This is a genomic window from Peteryoungia rhizophila, from assembly GCF_004912145.1.
Taxonomy (GTDB): domain Bacteria; phylum Pseudomonadota; class Alphaproteobacteria; order Rhizobiales; family Rhizobiaceae; genus Allorhizobium; species Allorhizobium rhizophilum.
The window spans coordinates 690,459-711,451 of the sequence record NZ_STGT01000001.1 but is presented as its reverse complement, the minus strand read 5'-3'; the positions used below and the strand labels follow the sequence as shown (position 1 = coordinate 711,451).

At 60.9% G+C, this 20,993-nt stretch carries 19 protein-coding genes; 12 read left to right on the top strand and 7 right to left on the bottom strand.

Annotation, left to right across the window (positions count from 1 at the left end; genetic code table 11):
* Positions 1 to 439 precede the first annotated feature (439 nt).
* From E9677_RS03360 to E9677_RS03345, 4 genes are read left to right on the top strand one after another with little or no spacing between them, the layout of a single operon-like run.
* On the top strand, positions 440 to 1,792 hold the full coding sequence (locus tag E9677_RS03360; protein WP_136557179.1) for a TolC family outer membrane protein: 1,353 nt from the start codon (positions 440 to 442) through the stop codon (positions 1,790 to 1,792).
* Between the two features lie 21 nt (positions 1,793 to 1,813).
* Positions 1,814 to 3,967 (top strand): type I secretion system permease/ATPase, encoded by a 2,154-nt coding sequence (locus E9677_RS03355; RefSeq protein ID WP_136556662.1) that lies wholly within the window; start codon positions 1,814 to 1,816, stop codon positions 3,965 to 3,967.
* Positions 3,964 to 5,256, top strand: coding sequence for an HlyD family type I secretion periplasmic adaptor subunit (locus E9677_RS03350; protein ID WP_136556661.1), 1,293 nt, complete (start codon positions 3,964 to 3,966; stop codon positions 5,254 to 5,256). Before E9677_RS03355 ends, E9677_RS03350 begins: the two co-directional genes overlap by 4 nt.
* Before the next feature lie 3 nt (positions 5,257 to 5,259).
* Positions 5,260 to 5,913: a ribbon-helix-helix domain-containing protein gene (locus tag E9677_RS03345; protein ID WP_235882843.1), complete on the top strand. Its 654-nt coding sequence runs from the start codon at positions 5,260 to 5,262 to the stop codon at positions 5,911 to 5,913.
* 31 nt (positions 5,914 to 5,944) lie between these two features.
* On the opposite strand, the gene E9677_RS03340 is transcribed toward E9677_RS03345, so the two are convergent.
* On the bottom strand, positions 5,945 to 6,907 hold the full coding sequence (locus tag E9677_RS03340) for a transglutaminase-like cysteine peptidase (protein WP_136556660.1): 963 nt from the start codon (positions 6,905 to 6,907) through the stop codon (positions 5,945 to 5,947).
* Positions 6,908 to 7,293: 386 nt separating this feature from the next.
* Between E9677_RS03340 and E9677_RS03335 the strand changes: the two genes are divergently transcribed.
* From E9677_RS03335 to E9677_RS03325, 3 genes are all read left to right on the top strand, one after another.
* A complete protein-coding gene (locus E9677_RS03335) occupies positions 7,294 to 8,403 on the top strand; it encodes a type 1 periplasmic-binding domain-containing protein (RefSeq protein WP_235882864.1) in 1,110 nt (369 codons plus the stop codon).
* 139 nt (positions 8,404 to 8,542) lie between these two features.
* Positions 8,543 to 9,079, top strand: coding sequence for a cytochrome b (locus E9677_RS03330; protein ID WP_205910092.1), 537 nt, complete (start codon positions 8,543 to 8,545; stop codon positions 9,077 to 9,079).
* A 20-nt stretch (positions 9,080 to 9,099) separates the two neighbouring features.
* Positions 9,100 to 9,909: a RibD family protein gene (locus E9677_RS03325; RefSeq protein ID WP_136556658.1), complete on the top strand. Its 810-nt coding sequence runs from the start codon at positions 9,100 to 9,102 to the stop codon at positions 9,907 to 9,909.
* Here E9677_RS03325 and E9677_RS03320 read toward each other — a convergent pair.
* Genes E9677_RS03320 through E9677_RS03305 form a run of 4 tightly spaced genes read right to left on the bottom strand, consistent with a single transcriptional unit; the run spans position 9,862 to position 13,109 of the window.
* Complete coding sequence (locus tag E9677_RS03320; RefSeq protein WP_136556657.1) at positions 9,862 to 10,659, bottom strand: class I SAM-dependent methyltransferase; 798 nt, start codon at positions 10,657 to 10,659, stop codon at positions 9,862 to 9,864. The two genes, E9677_RS03325 and E9677_RS03320, sit on opposite strands and share 48 nt — an antisense overlap.
* Positions 10,656 to 11,699: a glycosyltransferase family 4 protein gene (locus E9677_RS03315; RefSeq protein ID WP_136556656.1), complete on the bottom strand. Its 1,044-nt coding sequence runs from the start codon at positions 11,697 to 11,699 to the stop codon at positions 10,656 to 10,658. The genes E9677_RS03320 and E9677_RS03315 overlap by 4 nt, the downstream gene beginning before the upstream one ends.
* Positions 11,696 to 12,094 carry a 6-pyruvoyl trahydropterin synthase family protein gene (locus tag E9677_RS03310; RefSeq protein ID WP_112240228.1) on the bottom strand — a complete coding sequence of 133 codons (399 nt, stop codon included), beginning with the start codon at positions 12,092 to 12,094 and terminating at the stop codon, positions 11,696 to 11,698. Before E9677_RS03310 ends, E9677_RS03315 begins: the two co-directional genes overlap by 4 nt.
* A gap of 13 nt (positions 12,095 to 12,107) precedes the next feature.
* Positions 12,108 to 13,109: a zinc-dependent alcohol dehydrogenase gene (locus E9677_RS03305; protein ID WP_136556655.1), complete on the bottom strand. Its 1,002-nt coding sequence runs from the start codon at positions 13,107 to 13,109 to the stop codon at positions 12,108 to 12,110.
* Positions 13,110 to 13,270: 161 nt separating this feature from the next.
* Between E9677_RS03305 and ribA the strand changes: the two genes are divergently transcribed.
* The 3 genes from ribA to E9677_RS03290 are packed head-to-tail and all read left to right on the top strand — an operon-like array spanning position 13,271 to position 15,972.
* Complete coding sequence (gene ribA / locus E9677_RS03300) at positions 13,271 to 14,377, top strand: GTP cyclohydrolase II RibA (protein WP_136556654.1); 1,107 nt, start codon at positions 13,271 to 13,273, stop codon at positions 14,375 to 14,377.
* A gap of 27 nt (positions 14,378 to 14,404) precedes the next feature.
* The gene (locus E9677_RS03295) at positions 14,405 to 15,217 is read left to right on the top strand and encodes a CDP-alcohol phosphatidyltransferase family protein (RefSeq protein ID WP_136556653.1); all 813 of its coding nucleotides are present in this window, start codon (positions 14,405 to 14,407) and stop codon (positions 15,215 to 15,217) included.
* Positions 15,214 to 15,972: an FkbM family methyltransferase gene (locus E9677_RS03290; RefSeq protein WP_136556652.1), complete on the top strand. Its 759-nt coding sequence runs from the start codon at positions 15,214 to 15,216 to the stop codon at positions 15,970 to 15,972. Before E9677_RS03295 ends, E9677_RS03290 begins: the two co-directional genes overlap by 4 nt.
* A gap of 8 nt (positions 15,973 to 15,980) precedes the next feature.
* Here E9677_RS03290 and E9677_RS03285 read toward each other — a convergent pair whose 3' ends face one another.
* Complete coding sequence (locus E9677_RS03285) at positions 15,981 to 16,901, bottom strand: lysylphosphatidylglycerol synthase transmembrane domain-containing protein (RefSeq protein WP_136556651.1); 921 nt, start codon at positions 16,899 to 16,901, stop codon at positions 15,981 to 15,983.
* A 131-nt stretch (positions 16,902 to 17,032) separates the two neighbouring features.
* On the opposite strand from E9677_RS03285, the gene E9677_RS03280 reads away from it, so the two are divergent.
* Entirely contained in the window at positions 17,033 to 18,637 is a 1,605-nt protein-coding gene (locus tag E9677_RS03280; protein ID WP_136556650.1) for an alkaline phosphatase family protein, read from the top strand.
* Positions 18,638 to 18,646: 9 nt separating this feature from the next.
* Here the strand turns inward: E9677_RS03280 and E9677_RS03275 are convergent, their stop codons facing one another.
* Positions 18,647 to 19,588 carry a helix-turn-helix domain-containing protein gene (locus E9677_RS03275; RefSeq protein ID WP_235882842.1) on the bottom strand — a complete coding sequence of 314 codons (942 nt, stop codon included), beginning with the start codon at positions 19,586 to 19,588 and terminating at the stop codon, positions 18,647 to 18,649.
* Positions 19,589 to 19,691: 103 nt separating this feature from the next.
* Between E9677_RS03275 and pobA the strand changes: the two genes are divergently transcribed.
* Positions 19,692 to 20,864 (top strand): 4-hydroxybenzoate 3-monooxygenase, encoded by a 1,173-nt coding sequence (gene pobA / locus E9677_RS03270; protein ID WP_136556649.1) that lies wholly within the window; start codon positions 19,692 to 19,694, stop codon positions 20,862 to 20,864.
* Positions 20,865 to 20,993 lie beyond the last annotated feature (129 nt).

Genomic DNA, 20,993 nt, shown 5'->3' with positions numbered 1-20,993 from the left:
GACTCGGGTGGGGCGAGAAAGATGCTGCATCATCCGCCGCGAAAACGCCCGAATCCTGTTGCGCCAAGGAGACAGTCGGGTCGGAACTTTAAGCTTGCGGCAAGGAAGTGTGGGAACCTTTTGAGACAGTTAATCGCCGTTGCGAGCAAAACAAATTCGAGATGGGTGTATGTGCCCATTCTGCTAGCGCAGCGAGTGCAAACTCGAGGAAAAAAATTCCCAGATAACTCATTTCGCGCGATTTTGTTTCAAGAGATCAAAATTGGGTGCATCTTTGGGAAAGGTCGATTGGACTTCCCAGCAGGAGGTGCGCCGGTATATATGTTGGCCCAAGGAATATTTGGGTAGGGGCACTCAGTTGTTGACCAAAAAGACTTTTTTCGCGGCCTTGTACACCTCGGCAGCCTTCGCCATTGCGTCTGTGATGCCTGCGAGCGCCATGTCGTTGCAAGAAGCCATCCAGAAGGCACTCACGACCAATCCGCAGATTTCGCAGGCGGTCCAGAACCGCGAGGCGGTCGAGTTCGAACTGCGCCAGGCGCGCGGCCTGTACCTGCCCTCCGTCGATCTCGAGGCCAGCGTGGGAAAGCGCCGGCTGTCCAACGACAGCAGCGGAACGCTGACGCAGGACTACGAGACTTTTAACAATTCCGAAGTCGGCCTGACGATCACGCAGCGCCTGCTCGATGGTGGCGGTCGTCGGGCTCAGGTGGATCAGCAGGCGTCGCGCGTCGATGGCGCATCTTTCCGCGTTCTGGAGCGTTCCGAAACGATCGCGCTGCAGGTCGTCCAGGATTATCTGGAATATATCCTGCAGGCGAAGATCGTCGGCGTCGCCCAGCAGAACGTCTCGTTCCACAACGGCATTCTCGGTGACATCAACGAGGGTATCTCCGGCGGTGCGTTGACGGAAGTCGACGCCGTCCAGGGTCGTGAGCGTCAGGCAGCCGCCAAGGCTCGTCTGCGCGAAGCGCAGGAAGAGCTGGAGCTGACCAAGATACGCTTCCTCAAGACCGTCGGCGAGCCGATCACCAATGCGAAGGTGCCGGCCTCCGTCGGCAAGTTCCTGCCGCGCTCGCTGGATGATGCGATCGCGACGGCCAAGTCCAACAATCCGCGCATCTATTCGGCCCGCGCCGATATCGATGCGGCGGATGCGGCCGTCCGTGCCGCGCGCTCCAACTACGCTCCGACCGTCGATCTTGAAGGTCGCGCCAGCGTCGGCAACGATGTGGGCACGAGCCAGGGCAACACCAACGACGTCCAGGTTCGCCTCGTGGCGCGCTGGAACCTCTATCGCGGCGGCATCGACCAGGCTCGTGAGCAGGAACAGATCCGCCGCGCCAGCGAGCAGCGCTACGCTTCCGACCAGGTTCATCGCGAGATCGAGGAATCGATCCGCTCGGCCTGGAACGAGCGCAGAAGCCGCGGCGAGCTTTCTCAGATCTTGAGCTCGCAATCGTCGCAGAACGCCCAGCTCGTGTCTTCATACGGCGAGCAGTTCAAGATCGGCCAGCGTTCGCTGCTCGATGTGCTGGATGCGCAGAACACGCGCTTCAACACCAGCATCGTCGCAGAGACGGCCCGTGTGGCCGCCCTCTTCGCCGAATACAAGATCCTGGCAGCGTCCGGTTCGCTGCTGAAGACGATGAACGTCAAGGCTGTCGGCGAAGCCGACGCTTATGCACGCAATGAGTTCTCCGTGAAGACGACCCCGAATGGGACTTACGTAGAGCGGGATCCGCGGCAAAAGGCGGGAATTCCGATGGACCTCCTGGCGCCGCTTCAGTAAACGCCCATCCGATAGGATGACATGTTAAATTCGTTGATCGAACCGGCGGGCCCTCGTGCCCGCCTGAGCTTTCGTGCATCCTTCAAGGCTGTGGCTGCGTTTTATGGCCGGCCCAGCTCCGATACCGTATTGTTTTCTGGCTTGCCGGACGAAATCGTCGAGTCGCTCGAGCTCGACGATGTCGAGCACGTAGCCGAACGCATCGGCCTTCAGGTTATGCAGGTCGGTGTCCGAGCCATCCGTGAGAATGATTTCGATTGTCCGGCCATCGTTGTCCTCAAGGACGGCGGCACGCTGCCGTTGCTGGAAGTCAGCGACGACGGTGTCTACACGCTTGATGTGCGCGAAGGCACGGCAGCCTCCCGCCTGAGTCATCAGGAACTCCTGGCACTCGGCCCCGAAACCGTCTTTGCCTTCACGCTTTACTATCGCAACGACAGCGAAGAGGCCCAGATCGGCGCCGCCGATCGGATCGAAAAGCGCCACTGGCTCGTGCGCGCCCTCATTCCCTATTGGCGCACCTATCTGCGCGTCATCGTGGCGGCTCTGTTCATCAATCTGATTGCGCTGGCCTCGCCGCTCTTCACCATGAACGTCTATGACCGCGTCTTGCCGAACAAGGCGATCCCGACGCTCTGGGTGCTCGCGGCCGGCATCATGATCGCCTATCTCTTCGACTATCTGTTGAAGGAAGCGCGTGCGGCTCTGATTGATCATGCCGGGCGAAATGCCGACCTCAGGCTGTCGCAGATGATCTTCGACAAAGTGCTCAACACGACGCTCGCTTCGCGGCCGATGTCGACCGGCGAATATGCCAACCGCGTGATGCAGTATGAATTCGTGCGTGAGTTCTTCACCTCGAACACGATCGGCCTGATGATCGACACGGCCTTCGTCTTCATCTTCCTGATCGTCATCTACCTGATCTCCGGCTGGCTGGCGATCATTCCGGCGGTCGCGCTGCTGCTCTCAGTCGCCATCGGTTTTCGTGCCCAGGCACAGATCGGCCATCGCATGGCGGCCGCCTCCAACGAGGCCTCGAAACGTCAGTCTCTGCTGGTCGAGACGATCTCCACCATCGAAACGCTGAAGAGCCTGCGCGCCGAAGCGACCATGCTGCGCCGCTGGCAGGAGCTGATGAAGCATTCGAGCCGCACCAGCGAAGAGATCAAGCATATCTCGACGAACGCGATCAACCTGACGGCTCTGATCCAGCAGATCGTCGGCGTTCTCATCGTGATTGCCGGCACCTACGAGTTTTCGGAGGGCCGGCTCGCCATGGGGGCGATCATCGCAACCGTCATGCTGGCCAGCCGCGCCGGCGCCCCCCTTGGGCAGATCGCGATGACGCTCGCCCGGTTCCGCCAGGCAACCCTGTCGCTGCGCATCCTCGATCAGGTCATGGAACAGCCCGAGGACCGGCCCTCGACAGTCGGCTTCGTCAACCGCGAGATCAAGCATGGCGGCTTCAGTTTCCAGGATGTGACCTTCCAGTATCCGGGCTCCGATAATCCCGTGATCAGTAAGCTGTCGCTGACGGTGGCGCCGGGCGAAAAGGTCGGCATCATCGGACGCATCGGGTCGGGCAAGACGACATTGGGGCGCCTGCTGGATGGCCTCTTCATGCCGAGTGAGGGGCGCGTCCTGATCGACGGCGTCGATATCCGCCAGTATCACATGTCCGAGGTGCGCTCCGCCGTCGCCGTCGCCGGCCAATCCTCCGATCTCTTTTCCGGCACCGTCAAGGAAAACCTCCTGATCGGTCGCGCCGATGCGACGGATGATGAGTTGCTCGAAGTGGCGCGGATGACCGGTGTCGAGGAGTTCGTCTCGCGCCACCCGCGCGGCTTCGATATGCCCGTCGGTGAGCGTGGTTCCAACCTTTCCAGCGGTCAGAAGCAGGCGATGACGATTGCCCGCCTCCTGCTCACCAAGCCGAAGATCGTCTTCCTCGACGAACCGTCCGGCGCGATGGATCTCGCGAGCGAGCGACACCTCATCAACCGCCTGTCCTCGGCCTTCGACAAGGACACGACCTTGCTGATCGCCACCCATCGCTTCACCATGCTCGATCTCGTCGACCGCCTGATCGTCCTCGACAAGGGGCGAATCGTGGCCGATGGTCCGAAGAAGCAGGTGATCGAAGCCATGCAGAAAAAGGGTGTGAAGCCATGAGCCGCCCGATCGCCGATACACCGCCATTCATGGCCAGAATGATCGTTGCGCTCGTCGCGGCCCTCATCGTGATCTTTCTCGCCTGGGCCGCCATCGCCGAAATCGACGAGATCGCCCGCGGGGAAGGCAAGGTCATACCCGTTTCGAAAACGCAGATCATCCAGTCATCCGAGGCCGGCGTGGTCGAAACCATCGCCGTCCAGGTCGGTCAGGTGGTCCGCAAGGGCGAACTCATCGTTCAGCTGAACAACACGACGACGGAATCGTCGCTGGGCGAATCTGTCGCCAAAGCGCGCGCCTTTGGCGCCAAGATCGCGCGTCTGGCTCTTGAGGAAACGGGCAGCTACGACGTTGCTTTCGTATGCCCGGAAGATGTGCAGACTGTTGCTAGCAAGGTTTGCGAAAACGAGGAGCGGCTCTTTGCCGCGAATAAGGCAAGCTACCTGAACAAGGCGGGTGTTTTGCGCGAGCGCGTGCGTCAGCGCGAGAACGAACTGGCTGAAGCCCAGGCCAATATCGTGCGCCTGGAGCAGAACATCACCCAGTCGACGCGGCAGTACGATCTCATGAGCCCGCTCGCCAAGAAGGGCCTTGTGGCGCAGACCGAACTGATCGCGATCGAGCGCGAACTCACGGACCAGCGCGGCCAGATCACCGTCTACCAGGAAAGCCTCGAGCGCCTGAGGGGCGCCGTCGAAGAGGCACGTCTGCAGGTCGAAGAACTCGCCTTGCAGCTGCGTCAGCAGGCACTGACCGAAAAGGCCCAGACCCTTGCCGAATTGTCGGTTATCGACGAAACGATCCGCGGCGCCACCGATCGCGTCAGTCGTACGGATATCCGCTCGCCGGTCGATGGCATCGTCAACACGCTGGAAGTCAACACGATTGGCGCCTATGTCGATCCGGGCACAGTCGTTGCCGGCATCGTTCCTACGGCGGACACACTTCTGATCGAGGCAAAAATCTCACCCCGCGACGTCGCTTTCATCACGCGGGGGCAGAAGGCGATCGTGAAGGTGACAGCTTACGATTTCTCGATCTTCGGAGGGCTCGAAGGTGAGGTCACCAACGTCTCGGCGGACAGCATCGTCGACAAGGAGAAGGGCGAGACCTTCTACCTCGTCCACGTCAAGACCGATGTGTCGGAACTCATCAGGGGCGACAAGGCCTATCCGATCATCCCGGGAATGGTCGCGACAGCTGAGATCATGACCGGTCGCAAAACGATCCTCAGCTATCTCATGAAACCGATCAACAAGGCGCAATCTGTCGCCCTGACCGAGCGGTGAGCCATGGCGTTCCCGGACCGGCACCTTGTTCAGACGGAGCAGGCCGAGCTCAATCCGGCAGCGATCCAGCATGTCGAAGAGAGTGATGCGGAGCCGAAGTTCCGCGCGATCATCGGCAGGGGCGGGGCTCGGCGCGGCATACGCCTCGAAAGCGTCTATTGGGACGGTCTGTCCTGGCTCCTGAACGGTTCGCGACAGTCCATCGGCGATGTCGTGGATCAGGCTGCAGCTCAGGTCGGAGAACACAGCAATCTCGCCTCGATGTTGCGGGTCGTTGCCTTTCGCTGGATGTGGCGCCGGTTGGCGCAGATGGAAAACGTCTATTCGGCAGAAAACCTCAACACCCTCATCCAGGCCTGCCCGACGCCCGCTATCGTGCTGACCAAAGACAAGAAGATCCAGTTCTTCAACGAGCCCTTCATGACCATGTTGAAGCAGCGACTGGTGCTCGGTAATATTGCGCAATTGTCGTCAGGCTTCAGGTTCGTCCTCGATACGCAGGTCGATGAAGCCATCCTCAGCCTGTCGGGCAAGGGCAAGATGGTGACCACTGGCTTCACGGCGACCTGCGCCGGCAAGCAGTTGACCGGACAGATGAACCTGGCCATGGCACCCAGCCAGAAGCAGATGGTGATCGGCTACGTTATCCGCGGCTGAGCACTGCGCAATTTGCCCTAGGCGGTCCCTGTCAGAGTTCGCCGCCTTCACCCGGTGCAATGCTGTCGAAATTCTTCATGGCCAAAGCCTTGCCCTTGGTGCGCGTGCCATGCAGGAAGCCGCGGCCGTTGGAAATCGAAAACAGCGGCTGGTAATCCGGAAGCCTGCTGTCGGCAAGCACCTGATCGCGCATGTTGTCCAGGATGTAGTGGGTTCCCTTCACCTCGACCGAGAGCACGGCGTGATAGAAATGCCGCTTCTTGTCGTAGAGGATCACGACCGTCATGTCCTGAAGCGCAATGCCTTGGCTTTCTAGAACCGCCATTTTCAGAAGGGCATAGTCCTCACAATCGCCGAAGCCCGATTTCAGGGTTTGCGACGGCGACGACCACTGATCGAGGCGGCCGTGACTGTCGATGTCCTTTCGATACTTGATCCGACGGTTCACCTCGTGATTGACGAGGTTGAGCTTGTCACGGACAGACGACATGCCGCCCCCGGCCGACGTGCGTTGTACGATGGCCTCCGAATTCAGGCAATTCTTGCCAACGCACTCGAGGGCCGTGCCGCTGGAGATTTCGGCAAAGGTCGGAGCCGCCTTCTTCAGCGCACCCAGCTTCTTGAAGGGGATGGCGATGGATCCGAAGACATCGTCCGTCTGCGTTGCTGTCCGCTTCGAAGGTGACTGCTTCGGCGCCGGGGCGACGGCACTGGTCGAAAGCGTCTTGTCATTTGGCAAGAGTGCGGCGGCGTCGAAAGTAACGCGTTGATCGAGAAGGCGACTGGCCTGCGTCCGGCCGATCGCGATCCGATCACCAAAGTTCTGGCCGAACGATGCTGCAAGCGGGCTCATACCGAGCACGAGGGTCTGCGCAACCGTGGAATAGGAAGAGAGTGTTCCTGGCAGGATCGGCGCCGCTGTTGCATGGGAAGAAAGCAGGGAGGCAGTTACGAGAGCCGAGGCCGCGAAAATGTTCTTATTCTTTTTATTCATCGCTATTCTCCGATTGTTGCTCGGAGAATAGCTGTATTGATTGAATTATTGGTTCCGATACATGAATACTATACTTTTAAGACGTGAGGAAATATTATAGTAAAAAGCAACGCATGCTGAAAGGCATCTGTTAACCAAATGGCGCTGAGGCCCCTTTGCGATAGGAAACATCTCCTCCAGTCGCCTCCGCCGCAGTGAAATCGGCAGAGAAACACCGATGGTTACCATCTTTGTAATCTGCCCAGATATGGAACGCCTTCACTCTTGCGCAACACAGGCCCAATGCTTACGGTCCGGCTGGGATCGAGGAGTGGAACGTAGCTGTAATCATGGTCGGATCAGAAAAAGCCACCCGGAGACTTCTGTGGACCGGGACGCTTGTCTTGGTGCTCGGTGCACTCGCTTCATGCCAGACCGACGACTTCACACCCGCCAAAGGCGAAGGCGCGCAACCTGTCGCCAGCAATACCGGGCTCTACAATCAGACGCTGGGTTCGGGATCCGTAAAGGTCGCCTATCTCGGTGTCCGGCGTGCGGATCAGCCAAGCCGTCAGGCAGACAGTGAATATCGCGACGGCGCAGCCCTTGCCGTCAACACGCTGGGCTCCGATGTCGTCAAGCTGACCATGCTCGAAACCACCGACAAGCCGGAAGCCATCGAGGCTGCAGCCAAGACGCTCGCCCGCCAGCAGGTATCCCTGATCATCACCACGGCCCGGGGCCCGGAATTCGAGATCATAAAGCGCGGTCTCGGGGGGCTCGATGTGCCGATGGTCGCGTTCCAGACAAACGACGTGCCTACTCCGCCGAATGTCTACGCCTTCGTATCCAGCCCGGCCGACAGTCTCATCGAAAGCGCATCCTTCGCCATGGCTGAAGGGGCGACGCATGCCGTGATCCTCGCTTCCACGCCGGCCGAAAAAATCGAGGCCGAGCGCATAGCGGCGCAGATCAAGGCGTTCGGGGGCAAGGTCGAACCGATCGTCGAGCTCGCCGGTGGCGCCTTGCCGCCGAAGGCTTTGGTATCCTGGAGCAAGGCGGACATGGTCGTTCTCATGCCAGGCGTGAAGTCGCCCGGCGAGATTCTCAAGAAGGCCGATGCAGCCAAGCCGCCGCGCCCCGGGCGCCGCATCGTGGCTAGTGCCGTTCTGACGTCTCAGGACCTGAACGAGCCCAAGCTGACCGGCAGCATTGTCTGCCGATATGACCAGAACGTGCAGGCCCGGATCGGCAATCGCTTCATGTCGAGCTATGGTATGCCGGCCTCGGCTCAGGCTGGCTATGGTTTCGATGCGATGGCCATGGCGATCGGTCTTGCCGGGCGCTGGGGGGAGGTGGCATTCGCCCCCGAGCGCATCATGTCACCCGATGGTTTCTCCGGCTCGCTTGGTGTCTTTCGCCTGGAGGGCGAACGCAAGATCCGGCGCAACTGCGATATCTTCAAGGTGGCAAAGGGCTCCTATGTTTTCTTCCAGAAGGCGCCCCCGACACTGTGATCACCTGAGTGTGACCTGATCCAGCGCTTGTCATCTTCCGTTTACATTGTCGTCAAAGAGACCCATCCTTGGCGATGGGTATGAACGTGGCGCGTTCGCAAGCTTGTGATGCGAGCGGTTGGGAAGGGAGCATGGTTGGATGAGCAGCATGATGATGACGAGTGAAGATGAGCGCTATGCCGGGCGCGTGCGGATCCTCCATTGGCTGATCGCTGGGCTCGTGCTCGCAACCTGGCCCCTGGGTTTTGTGATCGGCTTCGTGAAGGACGACGTGAAGTTGGATTTCTATCTTGTTCACGAGAGCCTTGGTTTCCTTGTCCTTTGGCTCATGTTGGTCCGGATCGGCGCCCGGCTCACAAGTGCGACGCCTCTGGTCGAGGGGCCGCCCCTCGAGAAGGCGGCAGCCCATCTGGTGCATGGACTGCTCTATGTCTTCCTGATCGTCATGCCGGTCTCCGGGTTTCTCGCCACGAACGCACACGGCTTTCCCCTGGAGTGGTTCGGTCTCTTCACCGTCTGGAGCCCGATCGGCAAGACGCCGGACATCGCCTTTGTCCTGTCTGCGATCCACGGCTGGAGCGCATGGATCCTTTTGGCCCTTTTTGCGTTGCATTTTGCAGCGGTCGTCTTCCATCACGTCATTCGCCGTGACGGCACGCTCTATCGTATTTTGTAAGCCTTCAGGACGGGATTTCCATGCGCAAGATCGACATGACCGACCAACTCTGGGCGCGCCTTCTTGCCATGCGGGGCAGCGCCGGCAAGATCGCCCTAGATGAGACAGATCCGACCGTGTCGCTTTATGCGCCGATTGCGGCGGCTGAAGATGGGTTTGTTCTGGCTCAGGTCGGGCAGTCTCTGGATGGACGTGTCGCCACACTCTCCGGCGATGCTCGCGATATTTCCGGCCCCGACGGGATCGCCCACCTGCATCGCTGCCGCGCCCTCGTAGAAGCCGTGGTCGTCGGTGTCGGAACGGTGAAGTGCGATGATCCGCGCCTGTCCGTGCGGGCCGTAAAGGGTCCGAACCCTGTCCGTGTCGTCATCGACTGTCGCGCCGAACTGACCGGAGACGAGCGCCTGTTCCGCGATGGCGGTGCCCCGGTGATCCTGATTCAGGCAGAAGACGCTCCTCAAAAGGCCTATCAGGCGGATGTGCTTTGGGTGCGTAGGGGCGAGGGAGGGATCGATCCTCGCGATATTCTCGATGCACTCGCCGGTCGCGGCCTTCGTCGCATTCTGGTCGAAGGCGGCGCCCGAACCATCGCCCGCTTCATCGAGGCCGGTGTGGTCGATCGGTTGCATGTGGCAATTGCACCGCTCATCATCGGTTCCGGCCCGGCCGGGATCGCGCTGCCCCCGATCGACAAACTTGCAAACGCTCATCGACCGGATGCCAGGGTTTACACCTTGGGCAGCGACATACTCTTCGATTGCGATCTCAAGTCCTGCGCGCGCTCAGCTGCGGGGCAGGGCGAGGATATCCGTGTGGCCGACCACGCATGAGCTGCCGGCTTCTGCGATCTTCTCCAGCCGGAAGTCCACCCACGCTCTGATATCCTGTTCCGTCAGACTGCCAATCTCGGTCAGTGGCTTTTCCAGCCCGTCCAGGAAAGCTTCTTGCAGCGCGGCATCGTCTGGACCCATGATCCAGGGACTGCTGCCGACGGAGACGCTGTAGCTGAGCGTCTCGAACGAGGTCCGCAAATGGTCTGTCGCATCGGGTCCAAGCGCTGGACCAAACCCCTTGTCGAACCGCTGATGCCGGTTGAAGTCCGCGGCGACCTGACCATCGAGCGGATGCGGGATCGACCATTCCATCACGCCGTCATAGTTCAAGGCCGCATAAAGCCCGGTCCCGTTTCGAGCCAGCGTCTCGGCAAATCGATTGCAGAAATCGGCGGAGCACAGGTCGAACAGTGCGGATGCCGTCACCACCGTTACATCGGAAAGCGGGAGGGATTGCATCTCGTTGAGATCGAATTGGCGAAAGGATACATGACCCTTTCCGTCAATACGCCGTTCGGCCTCTGCAAGCAGCACCGGATCATAGTCGAGAAGCGTCCAGTGGGTGCCGGCCGGAACGCGCGGTGTCAGGCTACGCCAGGTCGAGCCGGTCCCGCAGCCGATGTCGAGAATGGATGCCTGCCCAACAGCCCCGAGATGGCGTGAAAGCGCGTCGACCAGCGTGATTGCCCGCGCGCGCATATCGACGGGTTCACGCAATGCCAGCCAGTTCTTGTCGAAGCCGCTCATGATATCCTGTCCAATATTTCGGAGATGATCTGCGCCGTCTCTGGCCAATCGGGTAGCTGCGCGCCCGCTCGTCGCGCCGCCTTTGCTCGTCTTTCCCGCTCGTCCGGATCGGTCAGCAGGCGGCGGAGCGCCTGGCCAAAGGTGTCGATATCGTCCACCGGGACGAGCATGCCGGCGTCCTCGGGCACGACATCCGGCACGGCGCCTGCCTTGCAACAGATGATCGGCAGCCCATGCGAGAGCGCTTCGGCAAACACCATGCCATAGCCTTCGTAGCGGCTGGCAAGTGCGAAGACGTCCGCACCGGAGAAGTGGTCTTGCGGGTCGTCGACTTCGCCGGCCAGCTGTACGCGCGGCTCAAGCCCGAGGTCGTCAACCTGCTGCGATAGGGCCGCACTCGTCGCTGGATCGAGTGTCTTGCTGCCAATGATCGTTGCTTGCCATTCGAGGTCCTCGATCGATTTCAACGCCGACAGCAGAATGTCGTGCCCCTTCCGGCGCGACAGCGTGCCGACCGAAAGGATCTGCGGGACAGGGTTGTCGGCGGGCGCGAAATCCACTCTCTCCGTCCCTGGCAATGCCACCGTGATATCGGTGACAGCGACACCGTAATTGGACGAGACCTCGCGAGCCGTCATCGGCGAGGTGACAATGACGTGGCGGGCCGATGCGAGTGCCGCCCGCTCGCTATCGCGGAACCTCTTCTGTTCAGTCTCGGAAAGTCCGGTCTCGAGGGCGAGCGGATGGTGAACCAGTGCGACGATCCTGAGACGGGCTGCCTCTGAAGTGGCCCAGCCATCGAGCACCCCGAAGGCAAGACCGTCTATCACCACCAGCGTATCGTCCGGCAGGGCGGACAGCATCTTGCTCGCGCTTTGAGCCGTCGCCTCTGAGGGCACCGGGAAACCGTCGCCCAGTGGCATCAGGTTCACCGCCCACCCAAGTGATCTCAGGCCGTCGATTACCTTGCGATCATAGGCATAACCGCCGGTCTTCAGCGAAAGGTCGCCCGGATAGGCGAAGATCAGCGAACGGTTCAAAGATCGGCCTCGTACCATCCACGGGCAGCGTGCGATTCATGCAGCATGACCTTCAGCCGGCAGATCCTGTGGCTGCCAGGTCCAAGACGCTTCTCGGAAACGGCCTGCGCGAGCTGGTCGAAGATGTGTTTGGCAATCACTTCTGTCGTGCTCACCTTACCCTTGAAGGCCTCGACTTCATCGAGGTTTTTATAGTTGAGCGGCTTCAGCACCTCGGACAGCACCGTCATGGCCGCGCCGATGTCGACGGCCAGGCCATCTTCGTCGACGTCCTTGGTGAAAAAGGCCGCATCGACGACGAATGTCGCTCCATGCATTCCCTGAGCCGGACCGAAAACCGGACGCGGCAGGCTGTGGGCGATCATGATATGGTCTCGAACTTCAACAGCGAACATGAATTCTCTTTCGTCAGTAGTGGATGCGATGGCACAGCGTGTCTTGTGCAGACAGGATACGAGCATAGGCGTCGGGCAGTTCAGAAAAAGCGGTTTCACCTGAAATCAGGCATTCGAGGCGTGGGTCGAGCAGCAGTTCAAGCGCTTTCGCCATGCGCCGCGCATATGTCCAGCGTGCACGCCGCAACGCCGGAATGCCGCCGACCTGCGAACTGACCAGCGAGAGCCGGCGAGAGTGAAAGGCGCCGCCGAGCGGGATCGATACCGGCCGGTCACCATACCAGCTCGCTTCGACGATCTTCGCCTCTATGCCGGCATGGGTGATGGCCTCTTGCAGCGCCTCGGCCGACGCTGTCGCATTGACCAGCACGTCGAATTCGCCATCAAGCGTTCCTGCCTGGGCGAAGGTCAGGCCGAGATTGGATGCCAGGTCCTTGCGTGCCGGATCGCGGTCGACGACGATCGTCTTGGTGCCGACGATCCGGGATGCAAGATAGGCGACAAGCGAGCCGACCACGCCGGCGCCGAAGACCGCGACCCGATCGCCCGGCTGGATGCCAGCGTCCCAGACGATGTTGAGTGCCGTTTCCATATTGGCCGCAAGAACCGCCCGCCGCGCCGGAAGCGTGTCCGGGAGGACAGTCACCTGATCTGCGGGAAGGATGAACCTGTCCTGATGGGGGAACAGGGCGAAGACCTCTCTACCGACGAGACGCGACGGCCCCGCCTCGACCTGCCCGACAGCGGCATAGCCGTATTTTACGGGAAAGGGAAAGCTGCCCTCCATATGCGGTCCGCGCATGCGCTCGAACTCGCTTTCAGGCACGAGGCCGCGAAAGATCAGCGCTTCCGTGCCGCGGCTGATCCCACTGTACAGCATGCGCACCAGAACATCGTTCTCCGAGCGTGCCGCGAGTTCCTCCTGGCGCAATCGGCAGACTTCCGGGGCTTCGATCCAGAACGCAGACGCGGCTTCCAGGTCGAATACGGTCTGTTCATTTGCTTCAAGCTTCACACTGCGACCCCCGCGCACTACATACGTGTTTCAAGTGGAACGTATTGCGACACAGAGCATTTGGTTCCGTAATCGTCATCAAATTAATTTTATGACGAATGCGCAAACCATCGCCGGAAGTCAGGCGTAATGCTTGCCACTGATTAGGGAGTGTATGCCTCATGTCGAAGTCCAGCCAGCCCGCGTTCCAGTTCCCCACCGCTGAGATCGAAGTCGAACGTGCCGTGTCCGAGTTGCGTTATGGTCGACCCGTGGTGATCAGCGAGGGCGATAGAAAAATCGCGGCTGTTGCGCTCGATTGCGTCGCGCCTTCCCTCTTCGACCAGTTTGCGGCCATCACCGAAAACCGTCACGGCCTGCTGTTGACCGCGCCTCGTGCGGCCCGGCTCGGTATCGGTACGGAGCGGGATGTCATCACGCCCCTCGCAGGCCTCTCCTTCGATGCTGCGTCGCGTCTCGCTTACGCACTCGGCGCAGAAAAGCCTGTTCTGTGTCAGCCGGCGGATGCCTTGGCATCCCAATCGGCCGAACTTGCACGTCTGGCGCTCCTGCTGCCGGCCATGGTGCTGGCCGACGTGACCACCATGGGTGACCGATTTGCCGGATGCTGCGAAATCGCATCCAGTCGCCTGAGGGGCGCCGATGCCGCCCGCCAGCGCTTCGACAAGGTCGTCCGCACCCGCGTTCCGTTGAAGGACCTCGGTGACGCCGATTTCGTGATCTTCCGTGGTGGCCTCGCGCAGAAGGACCAGGTGGCGATCGTGGTCGGGAAACCGGATGTCTCCAAGACCGTGCCGATCCGTATCCACTCCTCCTGCATCACGGGTGATCTCTGCGGCTCGCTGAAATGCGACTGCGGTGACCAGCTGCGCAACGGCCTGACACTTCTCAAGCAGGCTGGAGGCGGCGTGCTGATCTATCTCGACCAAGAAGGTCGCGGCACCGGCATCGGCGCCAAGATGCGCGCCTACGGCTACCAGCATCTGGGCCTGGACACGATCGACGCCGACGCGGAACTTGGGCTTGCGGAAGACCATCGCCGCTATGAGGCAGCTGTCGCGATGCTGCGGCTCCTCGATATCTCGAAGGTCGCAGTCTATACCAACAATCCGACCAAGATCGCCGGCCTGAAACTGGGCGGGATCGAGGTCGAGGCACGTGCACCGGTGAACGGGCGCGTGACTGCAGAGAACGAAAATTACCTGCGTACCAAGACCCTGCGTGCCGGCCATATGATGGATCTGGAAACTCTGGTCGCCGCGGAATAACATCAGGGCGGGCAGGGAGGTTTACAAATGGCAAGCGAGCCGGAACGGCTTGGCGGCGATGATTTCGTCGGATCATGGAGTGCGGGCAGTGCAGATCTTGCCGCGCGCCACTTGCAGCGGCGTGGCCTTCTGAACGATGCGCTCGCCACACTGTCCGGCCTTTTTGTCGGCACGGGTATCGTGGCGCTGTTGGTCTCCTTCCATCTGCCTTTAGGATGGGATTTCGTCGCTTCGGTCACGTTGTCTCTAGCCCTGATGTTCGCACTGGTCATCTATGCCTTGCCGGCCCATCCGCATCGCCGTTTCGGTTATGCCAACCTGGTAACGGCATTCCGCGCGTCTCTCGTCAGCCTGACATTCGCAACTGTTATCTGCTTTGAGAGCCTGGCTGCCACGGACATTGCGCTCTGGACGCTTGTCGGCGTGGTTTTATTCGCCCTCGCCCTGGATGGCGTCGATGGATACCTAGCCCGTCGCTACAGCCAGGAATCGGACTTCGGTGCGCGCTTCGACATGGAGGTCGATGCCCTTCTGATCCTCGTGCTGTCCCTGGCCGCGGCTCTGCTCGACAAGGCGGGGCTCTGGGTGTTGCTGATCGGCCTCATGCGATACGGCTTCGTGGCAACTGGATGGGTTTGGCCTCGATTGAACGGTGAACTACCTCCGTCCTTCCGGCGCAAGCTGGTCTGTGTGCTTCAAATCGCGGCGCTCTGCATCATTCTGGTGCCGTTCGTCACACCGCCCTATTCTACCGCAGTCGCCGCGGCTGCTCTGAGTGCGCTCGTCTATTCCTTTGCCGTGGACATCCTCTTCCTCCTGCGTCAGCCGGTCGAAACATGATGGCGCTCGTCGATCGCTTCTCGACCTCCCTCGGGCTCGCGCGGTCCCTCGTGGTCTATTATGGCCAGCCTTGGCGGCGTTCAGCCCTGCACCGTTTCTACCGCTCGATCGTCAAGCCCGGTGATCTCGTCTTCGATATCGGCGCTCATGTCGGCAGTCGTAGCAGCACGCTGATCAGCCTTGGGGCGAAAGTGGTCGCAGTCGAGCCGCAGCCCGCCTTTGCCGATTTCATCGAAAAGCGCTTCGCCGGGCTCCTGAACGGCTTCGAGCGGGTGGCAGTTGGTCGCCAGGCTGGAGAAATCGATCTGCTCATCTCGAGCCGTCATCCGACCGTGACCAGCATTTCCAGCCGTTTCGTCGAGACAGTCGGGCAGAGCAAGGGCTTTGCGCAGGTCGTCTGGGACCGCAAGGTGACGGTCCCCATGGTGACCCTCGACCATCTGATCGAAAAGTATGGAATGCCTGTATTCTGCAAGATCGACGTGGAAGGTGCCGAGGCGGAGATCCTCTATGGCCTCACGAAACCGATCCCGCTGATCGCTTTCGAATATATTCCGGCGATGCCCTCGGTGGCCTCCAATGCAGTCGACCGGCTGATGGGCCTGGGAGCATACCGGTTCAACCGCGTCGTCGGCGAACAGCATCGTTTCGTGTCGGAGCGATGGAAGACGGCGGACGAACTGCTCGTTGAACTGTCGCAAATGCCGGCCGAGGGGGCGTCGGGCGATGTCTATGCCCGGCTCGATCGGCAATGATCGAGCTCTCAGGCCCGCCGAGGCTTGCTGCGGAGCGTCCCAAGCGAGAGGATCACCAGTCCCGGCAGGGCGCCGGCCAGGGACAGGCCACCATAGACGATGCTCGCAGCCAGCCCCTCGGTGGGTGTTGCGCCAATCAGCGGCCAGAGTGCCATCGCAGCCGCTTCTCGCGTTCCCCAGCCGCCGAAGCCGGCGGGTATCAGCATGGCAATCAGACTGAGCGGAATGACCGTCAGGGCGGCCGTCCAGGGGAGTTGAGCGCCGACCCCATCGCTGGCGAGGAAGAAACATGCGGAATAGGTGGCAACGATCAGCAGGCTCGTGCCCGCCTGGATCCACAGCGCGCCATCACGGATGAAGACTGCGACGACCTCGTCCGTGAATTGCCCGACCCACGAATAGCGGCCTTTCACGACGAGCGCGCCAATGACGAGCACGGCAGCAGAAAGAATGAAGCCGAGAGCAATGTGAAGCGAGAGTTGGCCCGCATCCTCGCCACCAAGAACAAGGGGCCAGACGAAGAGGCCGCACAACGCCAGCACGAAGAGGGCCATTTGTCCGGACAGTCGCTCGAACAGGACCGCCTTCGCCGGCCGTTTCCAGCCGCCGGGTCCGTCACCGCGCATGCGGAAGGCGCGGACCGCGTCGCCGGCCACACCGCCCGGAAGGGTCTGGTTGAGAAAACTCGCGACATAGTATTCGCTGACGGCAAGCGGCAGGGGCATGGCCTCGCCGAGGCGGGCGGCTGTGAAGCGCCAGCGGAGAGCCGAGACCACGATCTGGACCTGCACGAGCACGAGACCCGCGATCAGATGTCCTGCAGAAACCTGCGCAAAGGCGCTTTTCAGGGCACCGAAATCCGTTCTGGAAAAGAGGAATGCCAGAAGAGCGAAGAGTGCGAGGGGAGCGAAGATGCGCAGCAGGGGCAAACGGTGAAACTTCCGTCGTTCGAAATTGGACTGTCAAAGACCTATACGCAAGAAACGATCCGACGGACTTTCATGCAGATAAAACGGCATATGCGCAATGGATACCCAATCGGTCCGAGGGGCCTTGCCCCATGCTGAAGCCCGAACCCGGCATCCGCCCCTATCTTGGCGTCGTCATCGTCTCGGTTATTGCCTGGTTGGCATTTACCCTTCCGGATCATCCGGCCGCGATCGGATGGAGCGCCTTCGCACGACTGCCGCTCGAATGGCCGCTGTTGATACTCCTTCTGCTCGTGGTGCCCCGGGTTCTGCGGAAGCCGACCGCCGTTCTCGGCGGCCTTCTGCTCCTGACGATCCTGTTTCTGAAAATTGCGGACATCGGCACCAAGTCCGCATTCGAACGGCCGTTCAATCCCTATCTCGATGCCAAGATGCTGGCCGATGGCTGGAACCTGATGTCCGGCACGGTCGGAACGCTGGCGGCTCTCACCGGCGTTGTCGCCGCAATACTTGGCCTCGTGCTGGTGCTTGCCGTCTTTCTGATCGCGGCCCGATGGCTTGCCGCCATGCCACGGCCCGCACGCTCCTGGCTGGTGATATTGCTCGCAGCCATTGTACTCATTGGCGGCCTGGCCTCCTTTCTCGGCACGCCCAGGGTCGAGGCGCGGATTCCGTCCTATCTCAGCGCCCGGCTTGCGCTCATCATAAGATCCGTCGAGGACATGCATGTCTTCGAAACAGCACTGGCGAAGGGCGAGGGGCCTCGTGCGGGGGCAGGCCTGTTCTCACGTGTCGAGAACAAGGATGTCGTCTTCCTCTTCGTCGAATCCTACGGCCGGTCGGCCCTTGAGGATCCGCGTTACGCCGATACGACTAGGCCGCGTCTGACAAGCATTCAGGCGGAAATCGAAAGAGCGGGGCTAGCATCTGCAAGCGCGTGGACGACGTCACCGACCGTCGGCGGCCTGAGCTGGCTCGCCCACGGCACGCTCCTGTCGGGCCTCTGGATAGACAGTCAGGCCCGCTATGATCGCCTGATGATCAGCAGTCAGCCGAGCCTCAACCGCCTTTTCTCCGAAGCCGGCTGGAAGAGCGTCGCGGCTATGCCCGCCATCACCATGGATTGGCCGGAGGCGGCCTATTATGGGTACCGGCAGGTCCTCGCGGCGGCTGACCTCGGCTATCGCGGCAAGCCGTTCAACTGGGTGACGATGCCGGACCAATATACACTCTCCGCCTTTGAGCGCCTTGGCCGCGATCCCGCTCGGGCGGCCGGTGAGAAGGTGATGGCGGAAGTTGCGCTGATATCCAGCCACGCGCCATGGACGCCGGTGGCGACACTTGTCGACTGGGCGGACGTCGGCGACGGAAGGATTTTCAACACGCAGGCGGAAAGCGGCGATCCGCCCTCCGTGGTCTGGGCCGATCCGGAGCGTGTCCGACGACAATACATCCAGACGATCGACTATTCGCTCGAGACACTGGGTAGCTACATGGGGCGTTTCGGCGATGACACCGTCTTTGTCATCCTGGGCGATCACCAGCCGGCCACCATCATCACCGGGCCAAATGCATCACGCGCCGTGCCGATCCATGTCGTCTCGTCTGACAGATACCTCGTTGAGAGCTTTGAAGCGCAAGGCTTCACGGCTGGCATGATCCCCGGAGCACAGACCCGCGAATGGCGGATGGACGAGATGCGGCAGGTGCTGATCGATCGCTTCAGCGCTCCCTGATGCACTGGCTCAGCGCTCGCTGATGCTGCCCGGCTCCTCGTTGCGCGATCCAAGACGGATCTGTTCCTGTTGCCGCCAGGCGCCGGGCGTCATTCCGGTCTGTCGGGTGAAAAAACGGGAGAAGTAGGCAGGGTCGGAAAAGCCGAGACGAAAGGCGATTTGCTTCACGCTTCCCGGCGTGAACAGGAGTTCCCGCTGCGCCTCTTCGATCAGCCGCCTCGCCACCAGATCCTGTGTCCCAAGCCCGGTCTTCGCCTTCAGCACGCGGTTGAGATGCGTCGGCGTAATGCCGAGCGCGCTGGCATAGAAGGATGCCGGGCGGTGATTGCGCACTTCCCGGTGAAGCAAAGCCGAGAACGCTTCGATCCTGCGGTCGTTTTCGTCCGTGCGTTCAGTTTCCGTCTGGTCTTGCGCCGCGATCCGGGCCGTCAGCGCGAGCGAAGCCGCAAGCCCCGTCTCCATGAGCACGGTTCGGCCAGTGAGGCGGCCCTCCCATTCGGTGGCAACCCGCAGGAGATGATCGAGGATCAGTTTCCCTTCTCCAGCTTCATGCGGGAGCCGCGTGACGCGTGGTATTGAAAGAAAGTGTCCAAAGGCACTTGGCTCCCCAGGGCGGACGGGCAGGCGGCTCGCGAGAAAGGTGAAGACATAACCGTCGATATCGGGTGAGAAGCGGAAACCGTGCCCGACCGCGGGCGGAACGGTCACGAGAGACACCGGTTCGAAACGGGCAATTTCACCGTCGAAGATGGCATCGCCCGAGCCGCCGGTCACCAGGAGGATCTGAAAGTAGCGCTCGTGCCGATGCAAGCCGATTTCCCAGTGGTGAAGTTCACTCCTGGCCGGAATCGTTTCGCAGTGCACCCAGAAGCGGGAGCCGGACGGATCATCTTCACCATAGAGTTCGTAGGTCGGGATTAAGCCACCCGTCAGTGTCTTGCGTTTCATCATGTTCGATTTGTGCAACAAAAGACATGATCCGTCCATTGTTATGACCTGCCCGTCGCACCAGAATTTATCGAAAGACAAATTCAGTGCGCATTGGGAGGAAGACATGCGGACCAAGGTTGCCATCATCGGGTCGGGCCCCTCCGGCTTGCTCCTCGGACAACTCCTGACCAATGCCGGCATCGACAATGTGATCGTCGATCGCGTCGGCAAGGACCGCATTCTTTCGCGGGTAAGGGCAGGCGTCCTCGAAGAAGGCACGGTCGGTCTCGTGGATCGCGCCGGCGTCGGCGATCGCCTGCATCGCGAAGGTCTGCCGCATGACGGCTTCTCCCTGACTTTTGATGGTCGCGACCACCGCATCGATCTCTTCGACCTGACCGGCGGAAAACGAGTCATGGTCTATGGTCAGACGGAGCTGACCCGAGACCTGATCGACCGTCGGGAGCGCGATGGCGGCGTGACGATCTATGACGCCGTCAATGTCGCGCCGTCAGGCTTCGACGGCGATCATCCTCACATCACGTATGAGAAGGACGGCGTTAGCCATCGCATCGATTGCGACTTCATCGCGGGATGTGACGGCTTTCATGGCGCCAGCCGCAAGGCGGTGCCGGAAGATGCAATCAAGACTTTCGAAAAGATCTATCCCTTCGGCTGGCTCGGCATCCTCGCCGACGTGCCGCCGGTCAATCACGAGCTGATATACGCCAACCATCCGCGCGGCTTTGCGCTTTGCTCCATGCGCTCGGAGACCCGGAGCCGCTACTATGTGCAGTGCTCGCTCGAAGACACCGTCGACATGTGGTCCGACGAGCGCTTCTGGGACGAGATCCGCCGCCGCCTGCCGGCCCATCATGCCGAGGCCATGGTCACAGGTCCGAGCTTCGAGAAGTCGGTTGCGCCGCTCAGATCCTTTGTCGCCGAGCCTATGCGCTTCGGTCGGCTCTTCTTGGTCGGCGATGCTGCCCATATCGTCCCGCCGACGGGCGCGAAGGGCCTCAATCTCGCGGCATCGGACGTGTACTATCTGATCGAGGGCCTGTTGGAGCACTATCAGGAGAACTCCAACGCAGCACTCGACGCCTATTCGCCTCGTGCACTGAAACGTGTCTGGAAGGCGGTTCGCTTCTCGTGGTCCATGACCACATTGCTGCACCGTTTCCCCGATACGGGCGATTTCGGGCAGAAGATCCAGGAGGCCGAACTCGACTATCTCACGCATTCGCGCGCGGCTTCCACGGCCATGGCCGAGAACTACATAGGCTTGCCGTACTGAACGCTCGGACGGCAGCTGGACGGCTCTTGTCAAACACCAATTGTTTGCTAGACTTACAAAATAGACAGGCCAGTAAAAATAGGACTGTTTGGAGAGCTGCCGCTAGAGCCGGAGGGAATCGATCGAAGA

Bases quoted from the DNA above. Each gene is read 5' to 3' on its own strand.
- E9677_RS03360 (WP_136557179.1), top strand. From the start codon at position 440: ATGTCGTTGCAAGAAGCCATCCAGAAGGCACTCACGACCAATCCGCAG.
- E9677_RS03355 (WP_136556662.1), top strand. From the start codon at position 1,814: ATGTTAAATTCGTTGATCGAACCGGCGGGCCCTCGTGCCCGCCTGAGC.
- E9677_RS03350 (WP_136556661.1), top strand. From the start codon at position 3,964: ATGAGCCGCCCGATCGCCGATACACCGCCATTCATGGCCAGAATGATC.
- E9677_RS03345 (WP_235882843.1), top strand. From the start codon at position 5,260: ATGGCGTTCCCGGACCGGCACCTTGTTCAGACGGAGCAGGCCGAGCTC.
- E9677_RS03340 (WP_136556660.1), bottom strand. From the start codon at position 6,907: ATGAATAAAAAGAATAAGAACATTTTCGCGGCCTCGGCTCTCGTAACT.
- E9677_RS03330 (WP_205910092.1), top strand. From the start codon at position 8,543: ATGAGCAGCATGATGATGACGAGTGAAGATGAGCGCTATGCCGGGCGC.
- E9677_RS03325 (WP_136556658.1), top strand. From the start codon at position 9,100: ATGCGCAAGATCGACATGACCGACCAACTCTGGGCGCGCCTTCTTGCC.
- E9677_RS03320 (WP_136556657.1), bottom strand. From the start codon at position 10,659: ATGAGCGGCTTCGACAAGAACTGGCTGGCATTGCGTGAACCCGTCGAT.
- E9677_RS03310 (WP_112240228.1), bottom strand. From the start codon at position 12,094: ATGTTCGCTGTTGAAGTTCGAGACCATATCATGATCGCCCACAGCCTG.
- ribA (WP_136556654.1), top strand. From the start codon at position 13,271: ATGTCGAAGTCCAGCCAGCCCGCGTTCCAGTTCCCCACCGCTGAGATC.
- E9677_RS03295 (WP_136556653.1), top strand. From the start codon at position 14,405: ATGGCAAGCGAGCCGGAACGGCTTGGCGGCGATGATTTCGTCGGATCA.
- E9677_RS03290 (WP_136556652.1), top strand. From the start codon at position 15,214: ATGATGGCGCTCGTCGATCGCTTCTCGACCTCCCTCGGGCTCGCGCGG.
- E9677_RS03280 (WP_136556650.1), top strand. From the start codon at position 17,033: ATGCTGAAGCCCGAACCCGGCATCCGCCCCTATCTTGGCGTCGTCATC.
- E9677_RS03275 (WP_235882842.1), bottom strand. From the start codon at position 19,588: ATGATGAAACGCAAGACACTGACGGGTGGCTTAATCCCGACCTACGAA.
- pobA (WP_136556649.1), top strand. From the start codon at position 19,692: ATGCGGACCAAGGTTGCCATCATCGGGTCGGGCCCCTCCGGCTTGCTC.